Annotated in this window: 15 protein-coding genes and 1 tRNA gene; 10 read left to right on the top strand and 6 right to left on the bottom strand. The window is 62.5% G+C overall.

The window, feature by feature from the left end; all coding sequences use genetic code 11:
* Window positions 1-199: 199 nt before the first annotated feature.
* Entirely contained in the window at window positions 200-1414 is a 1215-nt protein-coding gene (hemA, locus tag IB265_RS20670; RefSeq protein WP_057255058.1) for a 5-aminolevulinate synthase, read from the top strand.
* 248 nt (window positions 1415-1662) lie between these two features.
* On the opposite strand, the gene dxr is transcribed toward hemA, so the two are convergent.
* Window positions 1663-2838, bottom strand: coding sequence for a 1-deoxy-D-xylulose-5-phosphate reductoisomerase (gene dxr, locus IB265_RS20665; protein ID WP_057255107.1), 1176 nt, complete (start codon window positions 2836-2838; stop codon window positions 1663-1665).
* Between the two features lie 210 nt (window positions 2839-3048).
* Between dxr and IB265_RS20660 the strand changes: the two genes are divergently transcribed.
* From IB265_RS20660 to IB265_RS20645, 4 genes are all read left to right on the top strand, one after another.
* Complete coding sequence (locus IB265_RS20660; protein ID WP_057255059.1) at window positions 3049-3771, top strand: META domain-containing protein; 723 nt, start codon at window positions 3049-3051, stop codon at window positions 3769-3771.
* Between the two features lie 142 nt (window positions 3772-3913).
* A complete protein-coding gene (locus IB265_RS20655) occupies window positions 3914-4075 on the top strand; it encodes a Thivi_2564 family membrane protein (RefSeq protein WP_089044368.1) in 162 nt (53 codons plus the stop codon).
* A gap of 135 nt (window positions 4076-4210) precedes the next feature.
* Window positions 4211-4579 carry a VOC family protein gene (locus IB265_RS20650; protein ID WP_057255108.1) on the top strand — a complete coding sequence of 123 codons (369 nt, stop codon included), beginning with the start codon at window positions 4211-4213 and terminating at the stop codon, window positions 4577-4579.
* A 189-nt stretch (window positions 4580-4768) separates the two neighbouring features.
* Window positions 4769-5701, top strand: a complete 933-nt coding sequence (locus IB265_RS20645; RefSeq protein ID WP_057255060.1) for a phosphatase PAP2 family protein — start codon at window positions 4769-4771, stop codon at window positions 5699-5701.
* A gap of 185 nt (window positions 5702-5886) precedes the next feature.
* Here IB265_RS20645 and IB265_RS20640 read toward each other — a convergent pair whose 3' ends face one another.
* Both IB265_RS20640 and IB265_RS20635 read right to left on the bottom strand, forming a co-directional pair.
* Window positions 5887-6375 (bottom strand): RidA family protein, encoded by a 489-nt coding sequence (locus tag IB265_RS20640; RefSeq protein WP_057255061.1) that lies wholly within the window; start codon window positions 6373-6375, stop codon window positions 5887-5889.
* Entirely contained in the window at window positions 6369-7091 is a 723-nt protein-coding gene (locus IB265_RS20635) for an SDR family NAD(P)-dependent oxidoreductase (protein ID WP_057255062.1), read from the bottom strand. The genes IB265_RS20640 and IB265_RS20635 overlap by 7 nt, the downstream gene beginning before the upstream one ends.
* 20 nt (window positions 7092-7111) lie before the next feature.
* On the opposite strand from IB265_RS20635, the gene IB265_RS20630 reads away from it, so the two are divergent.
* A complete protein-coding gene (locus IB265_RS20630; RefSeq protein WP_246806018.1) occupies window positions 7112-8107 on the top strand; it encodes a LysR family transcriptional regulator in 996 nt (331 codons plus the stop codon).
* On the opposite strand, the gene IB265_RS20625 is transcribed toward IB265_RS20630, so the two are convergent.
* On the bottom strand, window positions 8104-8604 hold the full coding sequence (locus IB265_RS20625) for a GNAT family N-acetyltransferase (RefSeq protein ID WP_057255064.1): 501 nt from the start codon (window positions 8602-8604) through the stop codon (window positions 8104-8106). The genes IB265_RS20630 and IB265_RS20625 overlap by 4 nt on opposite strands.
* A gap of 132 nt (window positions 8605-8736) precedes the next feature.
* A tRNA-Arg gene (locus IB265_RS20620) sits at window positions 8737-8813 on the bottom strand.
* Between the two features lie 251 nt (window positions 8814-9064).
* Between IB265_RS20620 and IB265_RS20615 the strand changes: the two genes are divergently transcribed.
* From IB265_RS20615 to metH, 4 genes are all read left to right on the top strand, one after another.
* Complete coding sequence (locus IB265_RS20615) at window positions 9065-9961, top strand: ROK family protein (protein ID WP_057255065.1); 897 nt, start codon at window positions 9065-9067, stop codon at window positions 9959-9961.
* A gap of 4 nt (window positions 9962-9965) precedes the next feature.
* A complete protein-coding gene (locus IB265_RS20610; protein ID WP_057255066.1) occupies window positions 9966-10460 on the top strand; it encodes a heme-degrading domain-containing protein in 495 nt (164 codons plus the stop codon).
* A gap of 15 nt (window positions 10461-10475) precedes the next feature.
* Window positions 10476-11624: an AGE family epimerase/isomerase gene (locus tag IB265_RS20605; protein WP_373419845.1), complete on the top strand. Its 1149-nt coding sequence runs from the start codon at window positions 10476-10478 to the stop codon at window positions 11622-11624.
* Between the two features lie 164 nt (window positions 11625-11788).
* Complete coding sequence (metH, locus tag IB265_RS20600) at window positions 11789-15559, top strand: methionine synthase (RefSeq protein ID WP_192495154.1); 3771 nt, start codon at window positions 11789-11791, stop codon at window positions 15557-15559.
* Window positions 15560-15637: 78 nt separating this feature from the next.
* Here the strand turns inward: metH and IB265_RS20595 are convergent, their stop codons facing one another.
* Window positions 15638-16444, bottom strand: coding sequence for an alpha/beta fold hydrolase (locus IB265_RS20595; RefSeq protein ID WP_057255068.1), 807 nt, complete (start codon window positions 16442-16444; stop codon window positions 15638-15640).
* Window positions 16445-16454: the final 10 nt, after the last annotated feature.

The raw sequence follows: 16454 nt of genomic DNA, 5'->3' as shown, positions 1-16454 counted from the left end.
TAGGGCTCTCCAGGTTGAAACGGTTTCAGTGAAAGCAGTGAAGATGCTTCGGTCCGAAAATGCTAGATCATTCCGGATGCATTCATTGGACACGCAGCGCTTCAGGGGCCTTTTGCCGCAGTTGGCAGATGCCGAGCATTCCGAGGTTGACCCCAGGTCGCTTTGATTGAAGAAAAGCGACCGGGCACTGGAGAAAATGATGGATTTCGAGAATTTCTTTAAGAACGAGCTGGACGGGCTGCATCAGGAAGGCCGCTACCGGGTTTTCGCAGACCTCGCCCGTCATCGCGGCAACTTCCCGAAGGCAGCGCGCCACACGGCTGCGGGCGTTCAGGAAGTCACCGTCTGGTGTTCGAACGACTATCTCGGCATGGGCCAGCATTCCATCGTCACCGAGGCGATGAAGCGCGCCATCGACGAATGCGGCGCCGGCGCCGGCGGCACCCGCAACATCTCCGGTACCAACCATTACCACGTCCTGCTTGAGCGCGAGCTCGCGGACCTGCACGGCAAGGAATCGGCGCTGCTGTTCACCTCGGGCTACGTGTCCAACTGGGCCGCACTCGGGACGCTCTGTTCGAAGATTCCTGGCGTCATCGTCTTCTCGGACGCCGGGAATCACGCTTCGATGATCGAGGGGATCCGTCACTCCAAGTGCGAACGCGTCATCTTCAAGCACAATTCGGTCGCTGACCTCGAAGCCAAGCTCGCCGCCGCCGATCCGCGCGCGCCGAAGATCATTGCGTTTGAGTCGGTTTATTCGATGGACGGCGACATCGCGCCGATCAAGGAATTCTGCGACCTCGCCGACAAGTACGGCGCCATGACCTATCTCGACGAAGTGCATGCCGTCGGCATGTACGGTCCGCGCGGTGGCGGTATTGCCGAGCGCGAAGGCCTGATGCATCGCCTGACGGTGATCGAAGGCACGCTCGGCAAGGCCTTCGGCGTCATGGGTGGCTATATCACCGGTTCTGCGGCGCTCTGCGACTTCATCCGCTCGTTTGCCTCCGGCTTCATCTTCACCACGGCGCTGCCGCCAACGCTTGCCGCCGGTGCGCTCGCCTCGATCCGCCACCTGAAGGAAAGCCAGGTCGAACGCTTCGCACACCAGGAGCGCGTCCGTCGTCTGCGTTCGCTGCTCGACCAGCGCGGCATTCCGCATATGCCGAACCCGAGCCATATCGTGCCGGTCATGGTTGGCGACGCTGCCAAGTGCAAGTGGATCTCCGACCTGCTGCTCGACAATTTCGGCGTCTATGTGCAGCCGATCAACTATCCGACGGTGCCCAAGAAGACCGAGCGCCTGCGCATCACCCCGACGCCGCTGCATTCGGATGCCGATATCGACCATCTCGTCAACGCGCTGCATTCGCTGTGGTCGCGCTGTGCGCTGGCCCGCGCGGTCGCGTAAGCGGCGGCTTAGCTTCCGAGAAGTATGCCCCTCACCCTAACCCTCTCCCCGCTCGCGGGGAGAGGGAACGAGGACAACGGCTGAACTCTGTGTCCGTTCAATGCTGAAACACCGCCTCTCTCCATTCAGAGAAGCAGGAACTTCGAGCGTTAGGGGCGGATCAGGCGGTGCTGCAACGTCCCTTCGCCCCGCTTGCGGGGAGAAGGTGCCGGCAGGCGGATGAGGGGCGGGATGCCCGACCAGACCAGTTATTGAAGCAGCCCGGCCGCCAGTTGCCGGGCTTTTTCGTCTGCGGCGAAGACATCGTCCATGGTTGCGGCGGCCGGCAGGTCGGCGAGCTTGTCCATGACCTTTTCGACGATCTCGGCCATCGCGAGAAAGCCGGTTCGTCCGGCGATGAAGGCGTCGAGCGCCGTTTCCTTGGCGCCGTTGAGCACGGCCCCCTGCACGCCGCCCTCGACCATGGCGCGGCGCGCCAGGCTGATCGCCGGGAAGCGCACTTCGTCCGGCGCTTCGAAATCGAGGCGCGACAGCTTGGCGAAATCGAGCCGCTCGATCGGCAGGCTGCAGCGGCTCGGATAGGACAGCGCGTAGCCGATGGCGGTGCGCATGTCCGGGCAGCCAAGCTGCGCCAGCACTGAGCCATCGGTGTAGCCGACCATCGAGTGGATGACCGACTGCGGATGCACGATCACCTCGACTTGCTCCGGCTTGAGTGCAAAGAGGTGTTTCGCCTCGATCATCTCCAGCGCCTTGTTGAACATGGAGGCGCTGTCGATCGAGATCTTGAGGCCCATCGACCAGTTGGGATGGGCGCGGGCGACATCGGCGGTTACATGCCGCATCTCCTCGAGCGACTTGGTGCGGAAGGGGCCACCCGAAGCCGTCAGGATGATGCGCTCGACCGCGTGGCGCTGCTGTTCCTCGAGCACCTGGAAGATGGCGTTGTGTTCGCTGTCGACCGGCAGCAATCGGCCGCCGCCCGTCTTCACCGCGTCGATGAACAGGCTTCCGGCGGAAACCAGGCACTCCTTGTTGGCAAGCGCGATGTCGGCGCCGCGGCGGGCGGCTGCGAGCGTGGGAGCAAGACCGGCATTGCCGACGATCGCCGCCATCACCCAGTCGGCATCGCGTTCGGCTGCCTCGATCAGACCGCTTCGGCCGGCGGCGACGGCAATGCCGGTGCCGGCAAGGGCTGCCTTCAGGTTTTCGAATTGGTTTTCGTTGGCGGTGACGGCGAGTTCTGCGCCAACCTTCAAGGCCTGTTCTGCGAGCAGGGGGATGTTGCCGTTGCCGGTGACGGCGACGACGTCGAAGCGCTCGCGACCGCCAAGGCGCTCGATGACGTCGAGCGTGTTGGTGCCGATCGAACCGGTTGATCCGAGGATCGTCAGTCGGCGCTTCGCACTGTCGCGGGATGCCATGCCAATACCCATGTTCTTCTTTTCGGACGGGATGCCCGGCGCAGCCTGCGCTGCGGACACGTGATCTTCGCGAGATCGATCCGAGTTTTTTATGTTGTTTGCTAGGCTCTACAGGCGAATTCCGCCGGCAACAAGGGCGCGGTCTTCAATCCGTGTCGTCCACGGGCTAAGAATCGGACTGCTTTGAGTCGGAGCCCGAAGGAGTTCGCGATGCTGAAGATCATTACCGCCGTTTCCTGCGCCTGCGTGACCATCGAGATGGCCTCGATGCAGCCGGTTGCAGCCGAAAACGTTCCGCCGCAGCTCGTCGGTACCTGGCTTGCCGAGGACATCGGTGGCGGCGGCGTCATCGACGATCTGCAATCGACGCTGGAAATCCGCGAGGACGGCACTTACGGCGGCATGGCCGGCTGCAACCATTTCACCGGCACCTTCAGTCTGTCGGGCACGAAGATCACCTTCGGCCCGGCCGCATCGACACGCAAGATGTGCGTGCCGGCGGCGATGACCCAGGAACAGAAATTCCTGGAGGCGCTTGGCAGCGAACTCTCCTGGGCAGTCGAGGGATCGAAACTCGTGCTCAACAAGGCGGAGGGCAGGACCGCGATCAAACTGGCGTCGATGACGGTGGGTTCCGAAGGGATCGACGTGACGTTCCGTGCTCCGGGAGCCGGTACGGTGGATCGGCGATCGGTGCGCTATGACTGCGGCGGCAAGCCCGTCGAAGCGGAGTACATCAATGCCGGCCCGGTTTCATTGGTGACTTTCACGATCGACGATACCTTTGTCGTCGCCGCCAATGTGGTTGCCGCTTCGGGCGCCAAATATGCCGGCGGCCAGTATATCTGGTGGACCAAGGGTGACGAAGCGACGCTTTTCGACGCGACGAAGGGCGAACAGGACCAGGGCATCGCCTGCAAGCCTGCGCCTTGACGCGGAGGCTGCCCCGCAACTTCTCCAACCGCGCTTTCCAACCCGGCTAAAGAAGTTTCCGGGAGAATCGGAACTTTTACCCTCGCTCCATAGTTACAATCCCGGCGCTATCGCGCTGTCGTTGTGAAAAGGGAGTTGATCCATGGGGCTGCTTATCGGAATCCTGATTACGTTCCTTGTCATCGTGTTGGTGCTTTATCTCGTCCAGCGGCTGCCGCTCGACGCGCGCGCCAAACAGATCGTCCAGATCATCGTCATCATCATCGGCATCATCTCTCTGTTGAAATACTTGGCCGTCTTCTGACGCGCCTCGTTCCCAACCAATGTGAAAGCCGCCGGCTCCGATGTGCCTGCGGTTTTTCTGCGCGGTCGGTCGATGCTGACGGAAGCTGACAGTCATTATGCCCAGGGTCGCGTTGTCGAAACGGGAGACCCGACCATGCTGTCACCAAACCTCATCCTGCTTTATGTCGAAGACCCGCTGGCGAGCGCACGCTTCTACACCGACCTGCTCGATCGCGAGCCCGCCGCCGCCTTTCCAAGCTATGTCGCCTTCGAACTGAAAAACGGCCTGACGTTCAGTCTCTGGTCCACGGCGGCGAAGGATTTCATGTCCTCCGGCACGGGCCATCGCTCGGAAATCGCCTTCATGGTGAAGGACGATGCCGAGGTCGAGCGGCTCTATACCGCTTGGCGGGAGCGGGGGCTTACGATCGAGCAGGAGCTGAAAACGGCCGTCTTCGGCCGCACCTTCGTCGCACTCGACCCGGATGGCCATCGCCTGCGCGTCTGCCGGCCGGATGATTGAAGTGCTGCGAACGCTGTGATTCCGGGCCGATTTTGCCTAAGCCTGCAGGTGGTCGATCCCTGTTCGGGAAAGCAGTGACGCGGCCCTTGCTCGAGTTGAACCAAGTATTGCCGGTACTGGCAAAGAATGGTTCTATGTCGATATGGGGGCTAATCGTCGTTTGGTTTCGATCATCGTTGTGTGACTGTCTTGTTCGCGGCGATCGATGTTGTGTGGCTGCCATTTTCAGTGATCAGCCTTGATCCTCGAAACTTTGGTCACCTTGCGAAGGCGGCGTCGGCCGCTTTGGCTGCCTATCTGATCGGCAGGCTTGTTCTCTACCGCCTGCGCGATGAAAGATCGTGGGCGGCCGGTGCGATGCGATGGGCTGCGGACCGCCTGATTGTACTGGTCGCGGTTTCCACGATCTTTCTACCACTCGGCTTCGTCAGTGCCATCTTCATGTATTTGGCCTCGGCAACCCAGGTTCCCCTGGTCGATGGCAAACTGGCCGCACTCGACGCGGCGCTAGGCTTCGATTGGCGTTCGTTTCTGGAGACGACGAACGGGTCTCCGCCGGTCGCATGGGCATTGGTAATCGCCTATCACAGCCTGACGCCTCAGGTGATTGCGCTGTTTCTCTTGTACAGTGCGGCTCGGCGAGCGGACAAAGCCTTGGAGTTCGTCGCGCTGCTTGCGGTTTCCTCGGTGTTTACCGGCCTGTTGATGGCGATGTTTCCGGCCGCGGGCGCCTATGCCTATTTCGATCCGCCGCCCGAAACCTTCGACGCGTTTACGGCACAAGCCGGGATGTGGCACTACTCCGAACTGCTGAGGCTGAGGTCGGGGGACAACTTCAACCTGTTCGTTGGGAACGCGCAAGGCCTTGTGACTTTCCCCTCCTACCACACGGCCCTTGGAATCATGGTCGTGTATTCCCTGCGCAGCGTTCGCTGGGCCGCCGGCCCGATCGCTGTTTTGAACGCAGTGATGATCATCGGTACGCTGCCGGAAGGTGGACATCATTTGAGTGATGTGATTGCCGGCGCAATGGTCGCTGTGGTTTCAATCCTGGTGGTTAGAGCGGTCATGGGGCTGGGAAGGGAACGGTACCGGCCAGAGCAGGCTGCGACGACACTGTAGGCAATGACCGAAACAAAAAAGGCCGGGGCAAACCCGACCTTCCTCATCACCTTCGATCGACGCCAGTTCATCCGTGGTCATCAAGAAGGTGTGACTGTTCAAATAGCTTCTGTTCGTGACAGGCGAATGACGAACTGACTTCCGTCCCGAAAGTCGGCGGCGTGGATCGCCGCCGACCGATGGTCTCAATCTGCCACTTCGACCAAAAGCTCGATTTCGACCGACAATCCCAGCGGAAGGCTGGCGACGCCGAGGACGATACGGCCCGAGAGAAGCTCGGGACCGAAGACATCGGCCAGCAGGTCGGATGCGCCATCGGCGACCGCGGGGTGGTCGCGGAAATCGCCTGATGTTGCGATGTAGACGCCGAGCTTGGCGATGGCAGCGACCTTGTCGAGCGAACCGAGCTCAGCGTTGATTGCCGACAATGCACTCAGGGTAGCGATTTCCGCCGCGCGACGTCCCTCATCGACCGTTAATTCGACCCCAAGTCGGCCGACGACCTGCGGCTTGCGGTCGATGACCGGCAGCATGCCGCTCAGATAGAGCAGCTTGCCGATCCTGACCCCTTCGACATAGTTGCCGAACGGTGTCGGTGGAGGAGGCAGCGCGATGCCGAGTTCATTCAGCCGCTGTTCTGCGCCAGCGGCGGTCGCTTGCCCGCGGCTTACCATTTGCCCAAATGCGCGCCGCCGTCGACGTTCAGCACCTCCCCGGTGACGCGCGGCGCCCTGGTCAGGAACAGGACGGCATCCACGATCTCATCGACGCTGGAAATGCTGTGCATCGGCGAGAGCGTGTTGAGGAAATCCTTCGGGTTGTCCTTGTGGAGCGGGGTGTCGACGACGCCGGGGGCAACGACGTTGACGCGAATTCCGTCCCTTGCGTATTCCATGGCGATATTCTTCGAGATCGCATTGATGCCGCCCTTGGTCAGCATCGCGACCGAGGCGTTCATGCCCGCGATCGGGCGATCGGCCAGCGGCGTCGTGATGCTGACGATGCTGCCGCCTCTCTTCTGCGCCAGCATCTGCCTGACGACCAGTTGGGTCGTGTGGAGGAAGCCTTCGATATTCGTCGCGCTCAGCTGGCGGTAGTCCTCAGCGGTGTAGTCGACGAAGCGCTTGGTGAAGAAGATGCCGGCATTGTTGACGAGCGCGTCGATCGAGCCAAACCGGTCGATCGCGGTTTCGACCACGCGTTTCGCCGTGGCCGGATCGGCGATATCGCCGTCGACGCGGGCCAGCCGGTCCGATTCGACGATGTCCCGGGACTGGCTGACGCTTCGCGAGGTTGCGATGACACTGTAGCCCTGAGCGAGGAAGGCGTTTGTAAGGCCCGCGCCGATACCCTGGGACGCGCCGGTGATGATGGCGACCTTGTTGGTCATTTGATCTCTCCACGGTTGGATTGCGTTCGTGGGATCAATATGGTCGAGGTGCGATTGCACGATTAGATGAAATTATCTGGAATTACTTTTCCATCAGTGCAAAAATCGTTGCCATGGTCGATCTGAACGATATCGCGGTCTTCGCTGCCGTTGCGCAATTCGAGAGTTTCAGCCGGGCGGCGCGCGCGCTCGGCATGCCGGTTTCAACGGTTAGCCGCAAAGTGACGGCCCTTGAGGAGCAACTGGGCGTCACTCTGTTGCAGCGGACGACGCGCAAACTGAACCTCACGCTTCAGGGGCGCGCTTACTACGCGGAGTGCAGCGAACCGCTGAAGCAGCTTCACGACGCGGAACGGGTCCTGAGCGAAGCGCAAAGAAAACCCGAAGGGCTTTTGCGCATCACAGTCCCCATGACTCTCGGGCAGCCGCCGTTCTTTGATTTCCTGTCTGGTTTCCTGAAGAAATACCCCGAGATCGAGGTCGACCTGCTGGTCACAAACATGTTCATGGATCTCGTTGCCGAAAACATCGACGTGGCGGTCCGATTTGGCGAATTGCGCGATTCGTCGCTCGTCGCACAGCGCATCGGCAGGAGCACCCACTTCCTCGTGGCTGCTCCCGAATACGTGCACGAACACGGCATGCCTTCCGTGCCGGAAGATCTGCGCGACCACCGTTGTGTGCTGGTCAATGCCCGGAGCAACGAAACCGAATGGCATCTCGTCAACGGGGACGAATCGATCAGGCTTCACGTGACCGGAGCCGTCTCGGTCCACGATATCCAGTCGGCCAGCGCCATCACCGAGCGCGGCCATGGCATCGGCCGGCTTCCGCCGATCTTCTGCGACAGCCTGCTTGGGAGCGGCAAGCTCGTGCGCGTGCTTCCCGGATGGTCGGCGCCGGATGTCTTTGTGCATGCGGTCTGTCCGACGCGGCGGTTTTTGCCGTCGCGACTTCAGGTCTTCTTGCAGGCGTTGAGAGCCTGGCGCGGCCCGGCATGGCAGCCGCTTCGCTAGCCATCGACCTCTTCGAGCTTCTGCGCGAAAACGCTGAAGCCGGCGCGGCGATAGGTGTCCTGCGCCTTTGGGTGATCCCATTCGTCCGTGTGCAGCCAGATGCGGTTCGGTCCGCCGCTCCAGACAGCGCGCAGCGCGCTGTCGAGCAGGAACGGTCCGAGCTTCCTGCCGTACGCCTCGGGGACCAAGCCGAAATGGGTGAGCTCGATGTCGGGTGTCCCGACGCGGTCGAATTCGCAGAGCCCGACCGCTCGCTCGTCCACCCGCAGGATGTAGAGGCCAGTCGATTCGCTGCGAAGAAAACCGTCGAGATCGGCTGCGCTCATGCGCAGGCGCTGATCCCAGCGCAACGGATCGCCGACGGCGCGGTAGAGCGATAGGAACGTGGCGGCATCGGGCAACTCGGGCAGGACCCGCGCACCCTCGACCGGAGATGGAGGCGCTTCGCCCGCGCGTTGTCCACGCATTTCCATATAGGTCACGAGCAACTGAACCATGAGTGCACCAGTGTAATGCGTTTGGCTGGAATCTCACATTTTGGCCGGGGGCATAGAGCGCTGCGTAAACGCGAGTGGGGAACGGCCCGGGGAATGTGTCGGAGGGTTGGAATTCTATCTATTTGATTTTTATGGTGATCCCGGCGCGATTCGAACGCGCGACCCCCAGATTAGGAATCTGGTGCTCTATCCTGCTGAGCTACGGGACCACTTGGATAGCACCCATACAAAAGCAAGGCGTCTTAGCCAAGTGTTTTTGCGCGTGTGTCCGCGGAAATGCCGGCGCCGCCGAGCCTGGGTTATCTCGTCAGAGCGACGCATTGGCGCCATCTCCCGCGTGTTTAAATCGATTGCGAAACGGGGCTGGTCTTTCCGGTCGCTCGAATGCTAAGCAAGGCGGGCGTCGGCTTGAGGAGGCTGGCGTTCCCCGTGAGACCTTCATCAGAGACCTGATCCACATATGTTCATCGGAATAGATTGGGGCGGCACGAAAATGGAAGTCATCGCGCTCGGGCGCGATGGCGAAACGCGCGCCCGGCATCGCGTCGCGACCCCGAACAGCGGCTACGACGACTGCATTCGCGCCGTTCTCGATCTTGTCACTGCTGCCGAACAGACGGCGGGCGAAAAGGGCTCGATCGGCATCGGTATTCCCGGTAGCCCCAATCCGCGCACGGGCATCGTGCGCAATTCCAATGCGGTGCTGATCAACGGCAAGCCGCTCGGACGTGACCTGGAGGCGGCACTCGGCCGTGCGGTCAGGCTCGCCAACGACGCCAACTGCCTGGCGGTTTCGGAGGCGGTCGACGGTGCGGGCAGGGACGCGCATGTGGTTTTCGGCGTCATCGTCGGCACAGGCCATGGCGGCGGTCTTGCGATCGACAAGAAGGTGCATGCCGGCTATCAGGGCGTTGCCGCCGAGATCGGCCACTATCCGCTGCCGTGGATGACGAAGGACGAATATCCCGGGCATAAGTGCTGGTGCGGCAAACACGGCTGCCTCGACATGTATGCCTGCGGTACCGGCGTCGAGCTCGACTACCGGATCACAACAGGCGCGGAGCGCCGCGGCCGCGACATCATCGAGGCAAAGCGGGCGGGCGACCCGGTTGCAACGGGCGTCTACGAGCGCTTCGTCGACCGGCTGGCGCGCAGCCTGGCGCTGCTCACCAACATCGTCGACCCCGACGTTTTCGTGCTCGGCGGTGGCATGTCGAATGTCGACGAGATCTATAACGACGTGCCGCCGCGGGTGGTCAACTATCTCTTCGGCGACACGTTCGAAACCCCCATCCGCAAGGCCCTGCATGGCGACAGTTCCGGTGTGCGCGGTGCGGCCTGGCTCTGGAAGGACTGAACCCATGAATATCGACAAGGACTTGGGCCGCATCGCGCGGCAGGAACAGGAATTGCAGTTCGAGCGCTTCGACCTCGAAACGGCCTGGGAGCTCGGCGCGCTGCTGCGCAAGATGGCGGTCGAGCGCAAGCTCGGCGTCGTCATCGACATCACGCTGTTTTCGATGCCGGTGTTCTACGCCGCGCTCGAAGGGGCGACGCCCGACAATCCGAACTGGGTGCGCCGCAAGCGCAACACGGTCTTCCGGCTGTTCAAGAGCAGCTATGCCACGGGCCGCGAGCTCGCCAAGGCACAGACGAATCTGCAGGCAAAGCTCGGGCTTGCCGATGCTGATTACGCCGCGCATGGCGGCAGCTTCCCGATCGTCGTCAAAGGCACCGGCTGCATCGGTGCGGTCACGGTTTCCGGCCTGCCGCAGCGCGAGGACCACAACATGGTCGTCGAAGCGCTTTCGTCCTTGCTCGGCAAGGATCATGACGCGTTGAAGCTTGAGGGCTGAGTGTTGTCAGGCGATATTTTGTCTCAGTCCCAGGCTCTTTCGCAATGGCTCGCCGACAAGGCCCTGCCGCTATGGCGCGACAAGGGTGTCGATTCCCCAGGCGGCTTCGTCGAGACGATCGACATGGCGGGTGAACCGACGCGCGCCAACAGGCGCGCGCGCGTCCAGCCGCGGCAGGTCTATTGCTTTGCCGAAGCCGGCCGACGCGGCTGGTCCGGCGATTGGTGCGGCGCTGCCGAAGGCGGGCTTGCCTATTTCGATCGCGTCTTCAAGCAGCCGAGCGGCTTCTACGGCGCGCTCGCCGATGCGGATGGCAATTTGCTCGACGGATCCTTCGATCTCTACAACCAGGCCTTCGCGCTGCTCGCCTTCGCCTATCTCGCTGAGGTCGTGCCGGCACGGAAGGCCGAAATGATCGAACGCAGCAATGATCTTCGGTCTCGGATCGAGGCGCATGTCAAGCATCCGGTTGCGGGTTTCGAGGAAGACAATCCCCCACGGCTGCCGCTTTGCTCCAACCCGCACATGCATCTCTTCGAGGCGTGCCTCGCCAGCGAGGCGGTCGAGGGCTTCGATCAGGTCGCCTGGGCCAATCTCGCTGACGAGATTGCGGATCTGGCGATGGATCATTTCATCGACGCTGAGACCGGCGTCCTGCGTGAGTTCTTCGATCACGACTGGGCGCCGATTGCCGGCGACAAGGGCCGCATCGTCGAGCCCGGTCATCTCTTCGAATGGGCCTGGCTGCTGTTGCGCTGGGCGGAACGCCGCGGCAGCGCCGAGGCGATCGTGAAAGCGCGGCGGCTCTTCGATATCGGCGAGGCGCACGGCATCTGCGCGAACCGCAACGTTGCGATCATGACGCTTCTCGACGATCTCTCGGTGGCCGACCCGATCGCGCGGCTCTGGCCGCAGACCGAGTGGCTGAAGGCCGCGGTTCGTTTCGCGGCGCTGACCGGCGGCGCCGAGCGGGAGCGTTATCTCGCTTCGGCTGCGCGGGCGGCGGCAGCGCTTCAGACTTTCCTGGAGACCCCGGTCGCGGGTCTCTGGCGCGACAAGCAGAAGGCCGATGGCAGCTTCGTTGACGAGCCTGCACCGGCCAGCAGCTTCTATCACATCCTCTGCGCCATATACGAAACCGAGGATTGCCTGGCACGGCTTTGATTTGCCGTCCGGAGCAGGTCCTTTCATAATGGCCCGTCGCAATCGCGGCGGGCCATTTTCTTTGTCCAGATGGCCAAATGTGATCGCGCCATATGTTGACATAAAGATATCTTTATGTGATTGACTCGATTATTGTTTGTCGTTTTCAGAACGGGAGATTTCCCATGTCCGCCATCGGCGCCCTTTTCGGTGACGTTTCCTCCAAGCCGGACGGCTCCGAGATCAAAGAGGCGCTGCGTCGGGCGGCGAGTGAACGCATCCTGATCATGGACGGCGCGATGGGCACGGAGATCCAGCAGCTCGGCTTTATCGAGCAGCATTTCCGTGGTGACCGGTTCGGCGGCTGCGCGTGTCATCAGCAGGGCAACAACGATCTTCTGACGCTGACGCAGCCGAAGGCGATCGAGGACATTCACTACGCCTATGCGATCGCCGGCGCCGACATCCTCGAGACCAACACCTTCTCCTCGACCCGCATCGCCCAGGCCGACTATGGCATGGAGGACATGGTCTATGAGCTCAACCGCGACGGCGCCCGGCTGGCGCGCCGTGCCGCCAAGCGTGCCGAGGCCGAGGACGGCCGCCGGCGCTTCGTCGCCGGCGCGCTCGGACCGACCAACCGCACGGCGTCGATCTCGCCTGACGTCAACAATCCCGGTTATCGCGCCGTCACCTTCGACGACCTCAGGATCGCCTATGCCGAACAGATCCGCGGGCTGATCGACGGCGGCGCCGATATCATCCTGATCGAGACGATTTTCGATACGCTGAACGCCAAGGCCGCGATCTTCGCCACCAAGGAAGTCTTCGCCGAAAAGGGCATCGAGCTGCCTGTGATGATCTCAGGCACGATCACCGACCTTTCGGGCCGCACGCTTTCCGGCCAGACGCCGACCGCCTTCTGGCATTCCGTTCGCCATGCCGATCCGTTCACCATCGGGCTCAATTGCGCGCTCGGCGCCAATGCCATGCGCGCCCATATCGACGAGCTCTCGGGCGTTGCCGATACCCTTGTCTGCGCCTATCCGAATGCCGGTCTGCCGAACGAGTTCGGCCAGTATGACGAAACACCCGAGCAGATGGCCGCCCAAGTGGAAGCCTTCGCGCGCGATGGCCTCCTCAACATCGTCGGCGGCTGCTGCGGCTCGACGCCGGCTCATATCAGCGCGATTGCGAGAGCGGTTGCCAAGCATCCGCCGCGCGAGATCCCCAAGGTCGAACCGCTGATGCGGCTCTCCGGCCTGGAACCGTTCACGCTGACCGCGGACATTCCCTTCGTCAACGTCGGCGAGCGCACCAACGTCACCGGTTCGGCCAAGTTCCGCAAACTGATCACCGCCGGCGACTATTCGGCCGCACTCGATGTCGCGCGCGACCAGGTGGCGAACGGTGCCCAGATCATCGACATCAACATGGACGAGGGCCTGATCGATTCGAAGCAGGCGATGATCGAGTTCCTGAACCTCGTCGCCTCCGAGCCGGATATCGCCCGCGTGCCCGTGATGATCGACTCGTCGAAATGGGAAGTGATCGAGGCGGGCCTAAAATGCGTTCAGGGCAAGCCGCTGGTCAATTCCATTTCCATGAAGGAAGGCGAAGAGGCTTTCCTGCACCACGCGAAACTCTGCCGCGCCTATGGCGCCGCCGTCGTCATCATGGCCTTCGACGAGGTCGGTCAGGCCGATACCAAGGCGCGCAAGGTCGAGATCTGCAGCCGCGCCTACAAGCTCCTGACGGAAGAGGCCGGCTTCCCGCCCGAGGACATCATCTTCGACCCGAACATCTTTGCGGTGGCGACCGGCATCGAGGAGCACAACAATTACGGCGTCGACTTCATCGAGGCGACGCGCGAAATCATCGCCACGCTGCCGCATGTGCATATCTCCGGCGGTGTCTCCAACCTTTCCTTCTCCTTCCGCGGTAACGAGCCGGTGCGGGAGGCGATGCATGCCGTTTTCCTCTATCACGCCATCCAGGCGGGCATGGACATGGGCATCGTCAATGCCGGCCAGCTTGCCGTTTACGATGCAATCGATCCGGAGCTGCGCGAGGCCTGCGAGGACGTGGTGCTCAACCGCCGCGCCGATTCGACCGAGCGCATGCTTGAAATCGCCGAGCGTTATCGCGGCCAGGGCGGCTCACAGGCGCGCGAGAAGGATCTCTCCTGGCGTGAATGGTCGGTCGAAAAACGTCTTGAGCACGCGCTGGTCAACGGCATCACCGAGTATATCGAGATCGACACCGAAGAGGCCCGGCTAACCGCCGCGCGGCCGCTGCACGTCATTGAAGGCCCGCTGATGGCCGGCATGAATGTCGTCGGCGACCTCTTCGGTTCCGGCAAGATGTTCCTGCCGCAGGTGGTGAAATCCGCACGCGTGATGAAGCAGGCGGTTGCCGTGCTCTTGCCGCACATGGAGGCGGAGAAGCTTGCCAATGGCGGCGAAGCGCGCGAAAGCGCCGGCAAGATCCTGATGGCGACGGTCAAGGGCGACGTGCACGACATCGGCAAGAACATCGTCGGCGTCGTGCTCGCCTGCAACAATTACGAGATCATCGATCTTGGCGTCATGGTGCCTTCGGCGAAGATCCTCGACGTGGCGCGCGAGCGGAAGGTCGATATCATCGGCCTTTCGGGGCTCATCACCCCGTCGCTCGACGAAATGGTGCATGTCGCCTCCGAACTCGAGCGCGAAGGCTTCGACATTCCGCTTTTGATCGGCGGCGCGACGACCAGCCGCGTCCATACGGCGGTCAAGATCAATCCGCGCTACGATCGTGGCCAGACTGTCTATGTCACCGATGCCAGCCGCGCCGTCGGCGTCGTTTCGAGCCTCCTGTCGCCGGAGGCGCGGGGCAACTACATCGAGACGGTCCGGGCGGAGTACCGCAAGGTTGCCGACGCACATGCACGCAACGAAGCGGAAAAGCGTCGGCTGCCGCTGTCGCAGGCGCGCGCCAACCAGCACAAGGTCGACTGGTCTGTCTATCAGGCGAAGACGCCGTCCTTCCTCGGCACGCGGGTCTTCGAGAGCTGGGACCTGGCGGAACTCGCCCGCTATATCGACTGGACGCCGTTCTTCCAGACCTGGGAACTGAAGGGCGTCTATCCGAAGATCCTGGAGGACGAGGCGCAAGGTGCCGCCGCCCGGCAACTGTTCGACGACGCCCAGGCGATGCTTGCGCAGATCATCGAAGAGAAGTGGTTTGCGCCGAAGGCGGTGGTCGGCTTCTGGCCGGCCGGCACGGTCGGCGACGACATCCGGCTCTTCACTGGAGAAGACCGGTCGTCTGAGCTTGCGACCTTCTTCACGCTGCGCCAACAGCTGACGAAGCGCGACGGTCGCCCGAATGTGGCCCTTTCCGACTTCGTCGCCCCTGCCGACAGCAGCTCCAACGACTATGTTGGTGGCTTTGTCGTGACCGCCGGCATCGAGGAGGTTGCGATTGCCGAGCGTTTCGAACGCGCCAACGACGACTATTCCTCGATCCTGGTCAAGGCGCTGGCCGACCGCTTTGCCGAAGCCTTCGCCGAGCGCATGCATGAATATGTGCGCAAGGAGCTCTGGGGCTATGCGGCCGACGAGGTTTTCACGCCGCAGGATCTGATCGGCGAGCCCTATGCCGGCATCCGTCCGGCGCCGGGCTATCCGGCGCAGCCCGACCATACGGAAAAGGCGACGCTCTTCCGGCTGCTCGATGCGGAAGCTGCGATTGGCGTCAGCCTCACCGAGAGTTATGCGATGTGGCCGGGTTCGTCAGTGTCAGGCCTCTATATCGGCCACCCCGAGGCCTATTACTTCGGTGTCGCCAAGGTGGAGCGCGACCAGATCGAGGATTACGCGACACGCAAGCGCATGCCGGTGCGCGAGGTCGAGCGCTGGCTGTCGCCGATCCTCAACTACGTGCCGATGCCGGAGAGTGAGGCGGCCGAGTAATCTCGTTCGAACGGCAGGCAGACGGGCCGGTCTTGGCCCGTCCATTCGCACGGAGGCCGTCGCACCCGGGGCATGCAGTCAGTCGGGAAGGCTTGCCAGAAAGCCGATGAGCGCGACGTTGAAGCGCTCTGGCCGCTGCAGCGGGGCGAAGTGGCTGACGTCGGGGAGCAGGATGAATTTGGCGCCGGGAATGCTGCGCGCCAGATAGTCGGCGTGCTCGCGCTTGATGAACTCGTCGTTTTCGCTCTGGACGATCGCGACCGGTACGCGGATCCGGCCGAGTTCTTCGGCGGTGTAGTTCGGCTCAGTCTTCTGCATCTCGCTGACGGCATCGACGAAGGCGCCGAAATCATCCGGCGTTGCCGACAGCTGTCTGTAGTCGCTCGAATGGCGGCCGAAGCATCGGTCGAGCACCGGGCTCGGCTCGATTTCCATGGTTCCGCTCGGGTCCATGTTGCAGGCGAAGAAGAAGACGCCGGCGGCACGCTCCGGTTCCATCGAGGCGAGGACGAGCGCAATGCAGGCGCCGTCGCTCCAGCCGGCAAAGGCTGCTTTTTGAAGCTCGAGCCTGTCCATAACGGCGAGCACGTCCGACGCCATCAGTTCGTAGGTGTAGGGCCTGGCATCGCGGGTGCTGCGGCCGTGACCTCGGCTATCGATCAGGATGACGCGGTGCCCGGCCTCCAGCAGTGCCGGCACCTGGTAGCCCCAGTTGCCGCTATGGCCGAGGCCGCCATGCAGCAGGATCACCGGCGTACCCGATCCATAGGTCGCATACCAGATGCGCGCACCATCGCGCTCGACATGGCCCTCGACGGTTGCGGCGGGCAGGGGCGCTGCGCCATGCCCGGCAAACGCGACAAGACCATCGTCCCGGAACTCCATGCGCTCAGTC

The sequence above is a fragment of the Ensifer sp. ENS10 genome, assembly GCF_014852025.1.
In the GTDB taxonomy this organism is placed as follows: Bacteria; Pseudomonadota; Alphaproteobacteria; order Rhizobiales; family Rhizobiaceae; genus Ensifer.
This window is presented reverse-complemented; position numbering and strand designations above follow the sequence as displayed.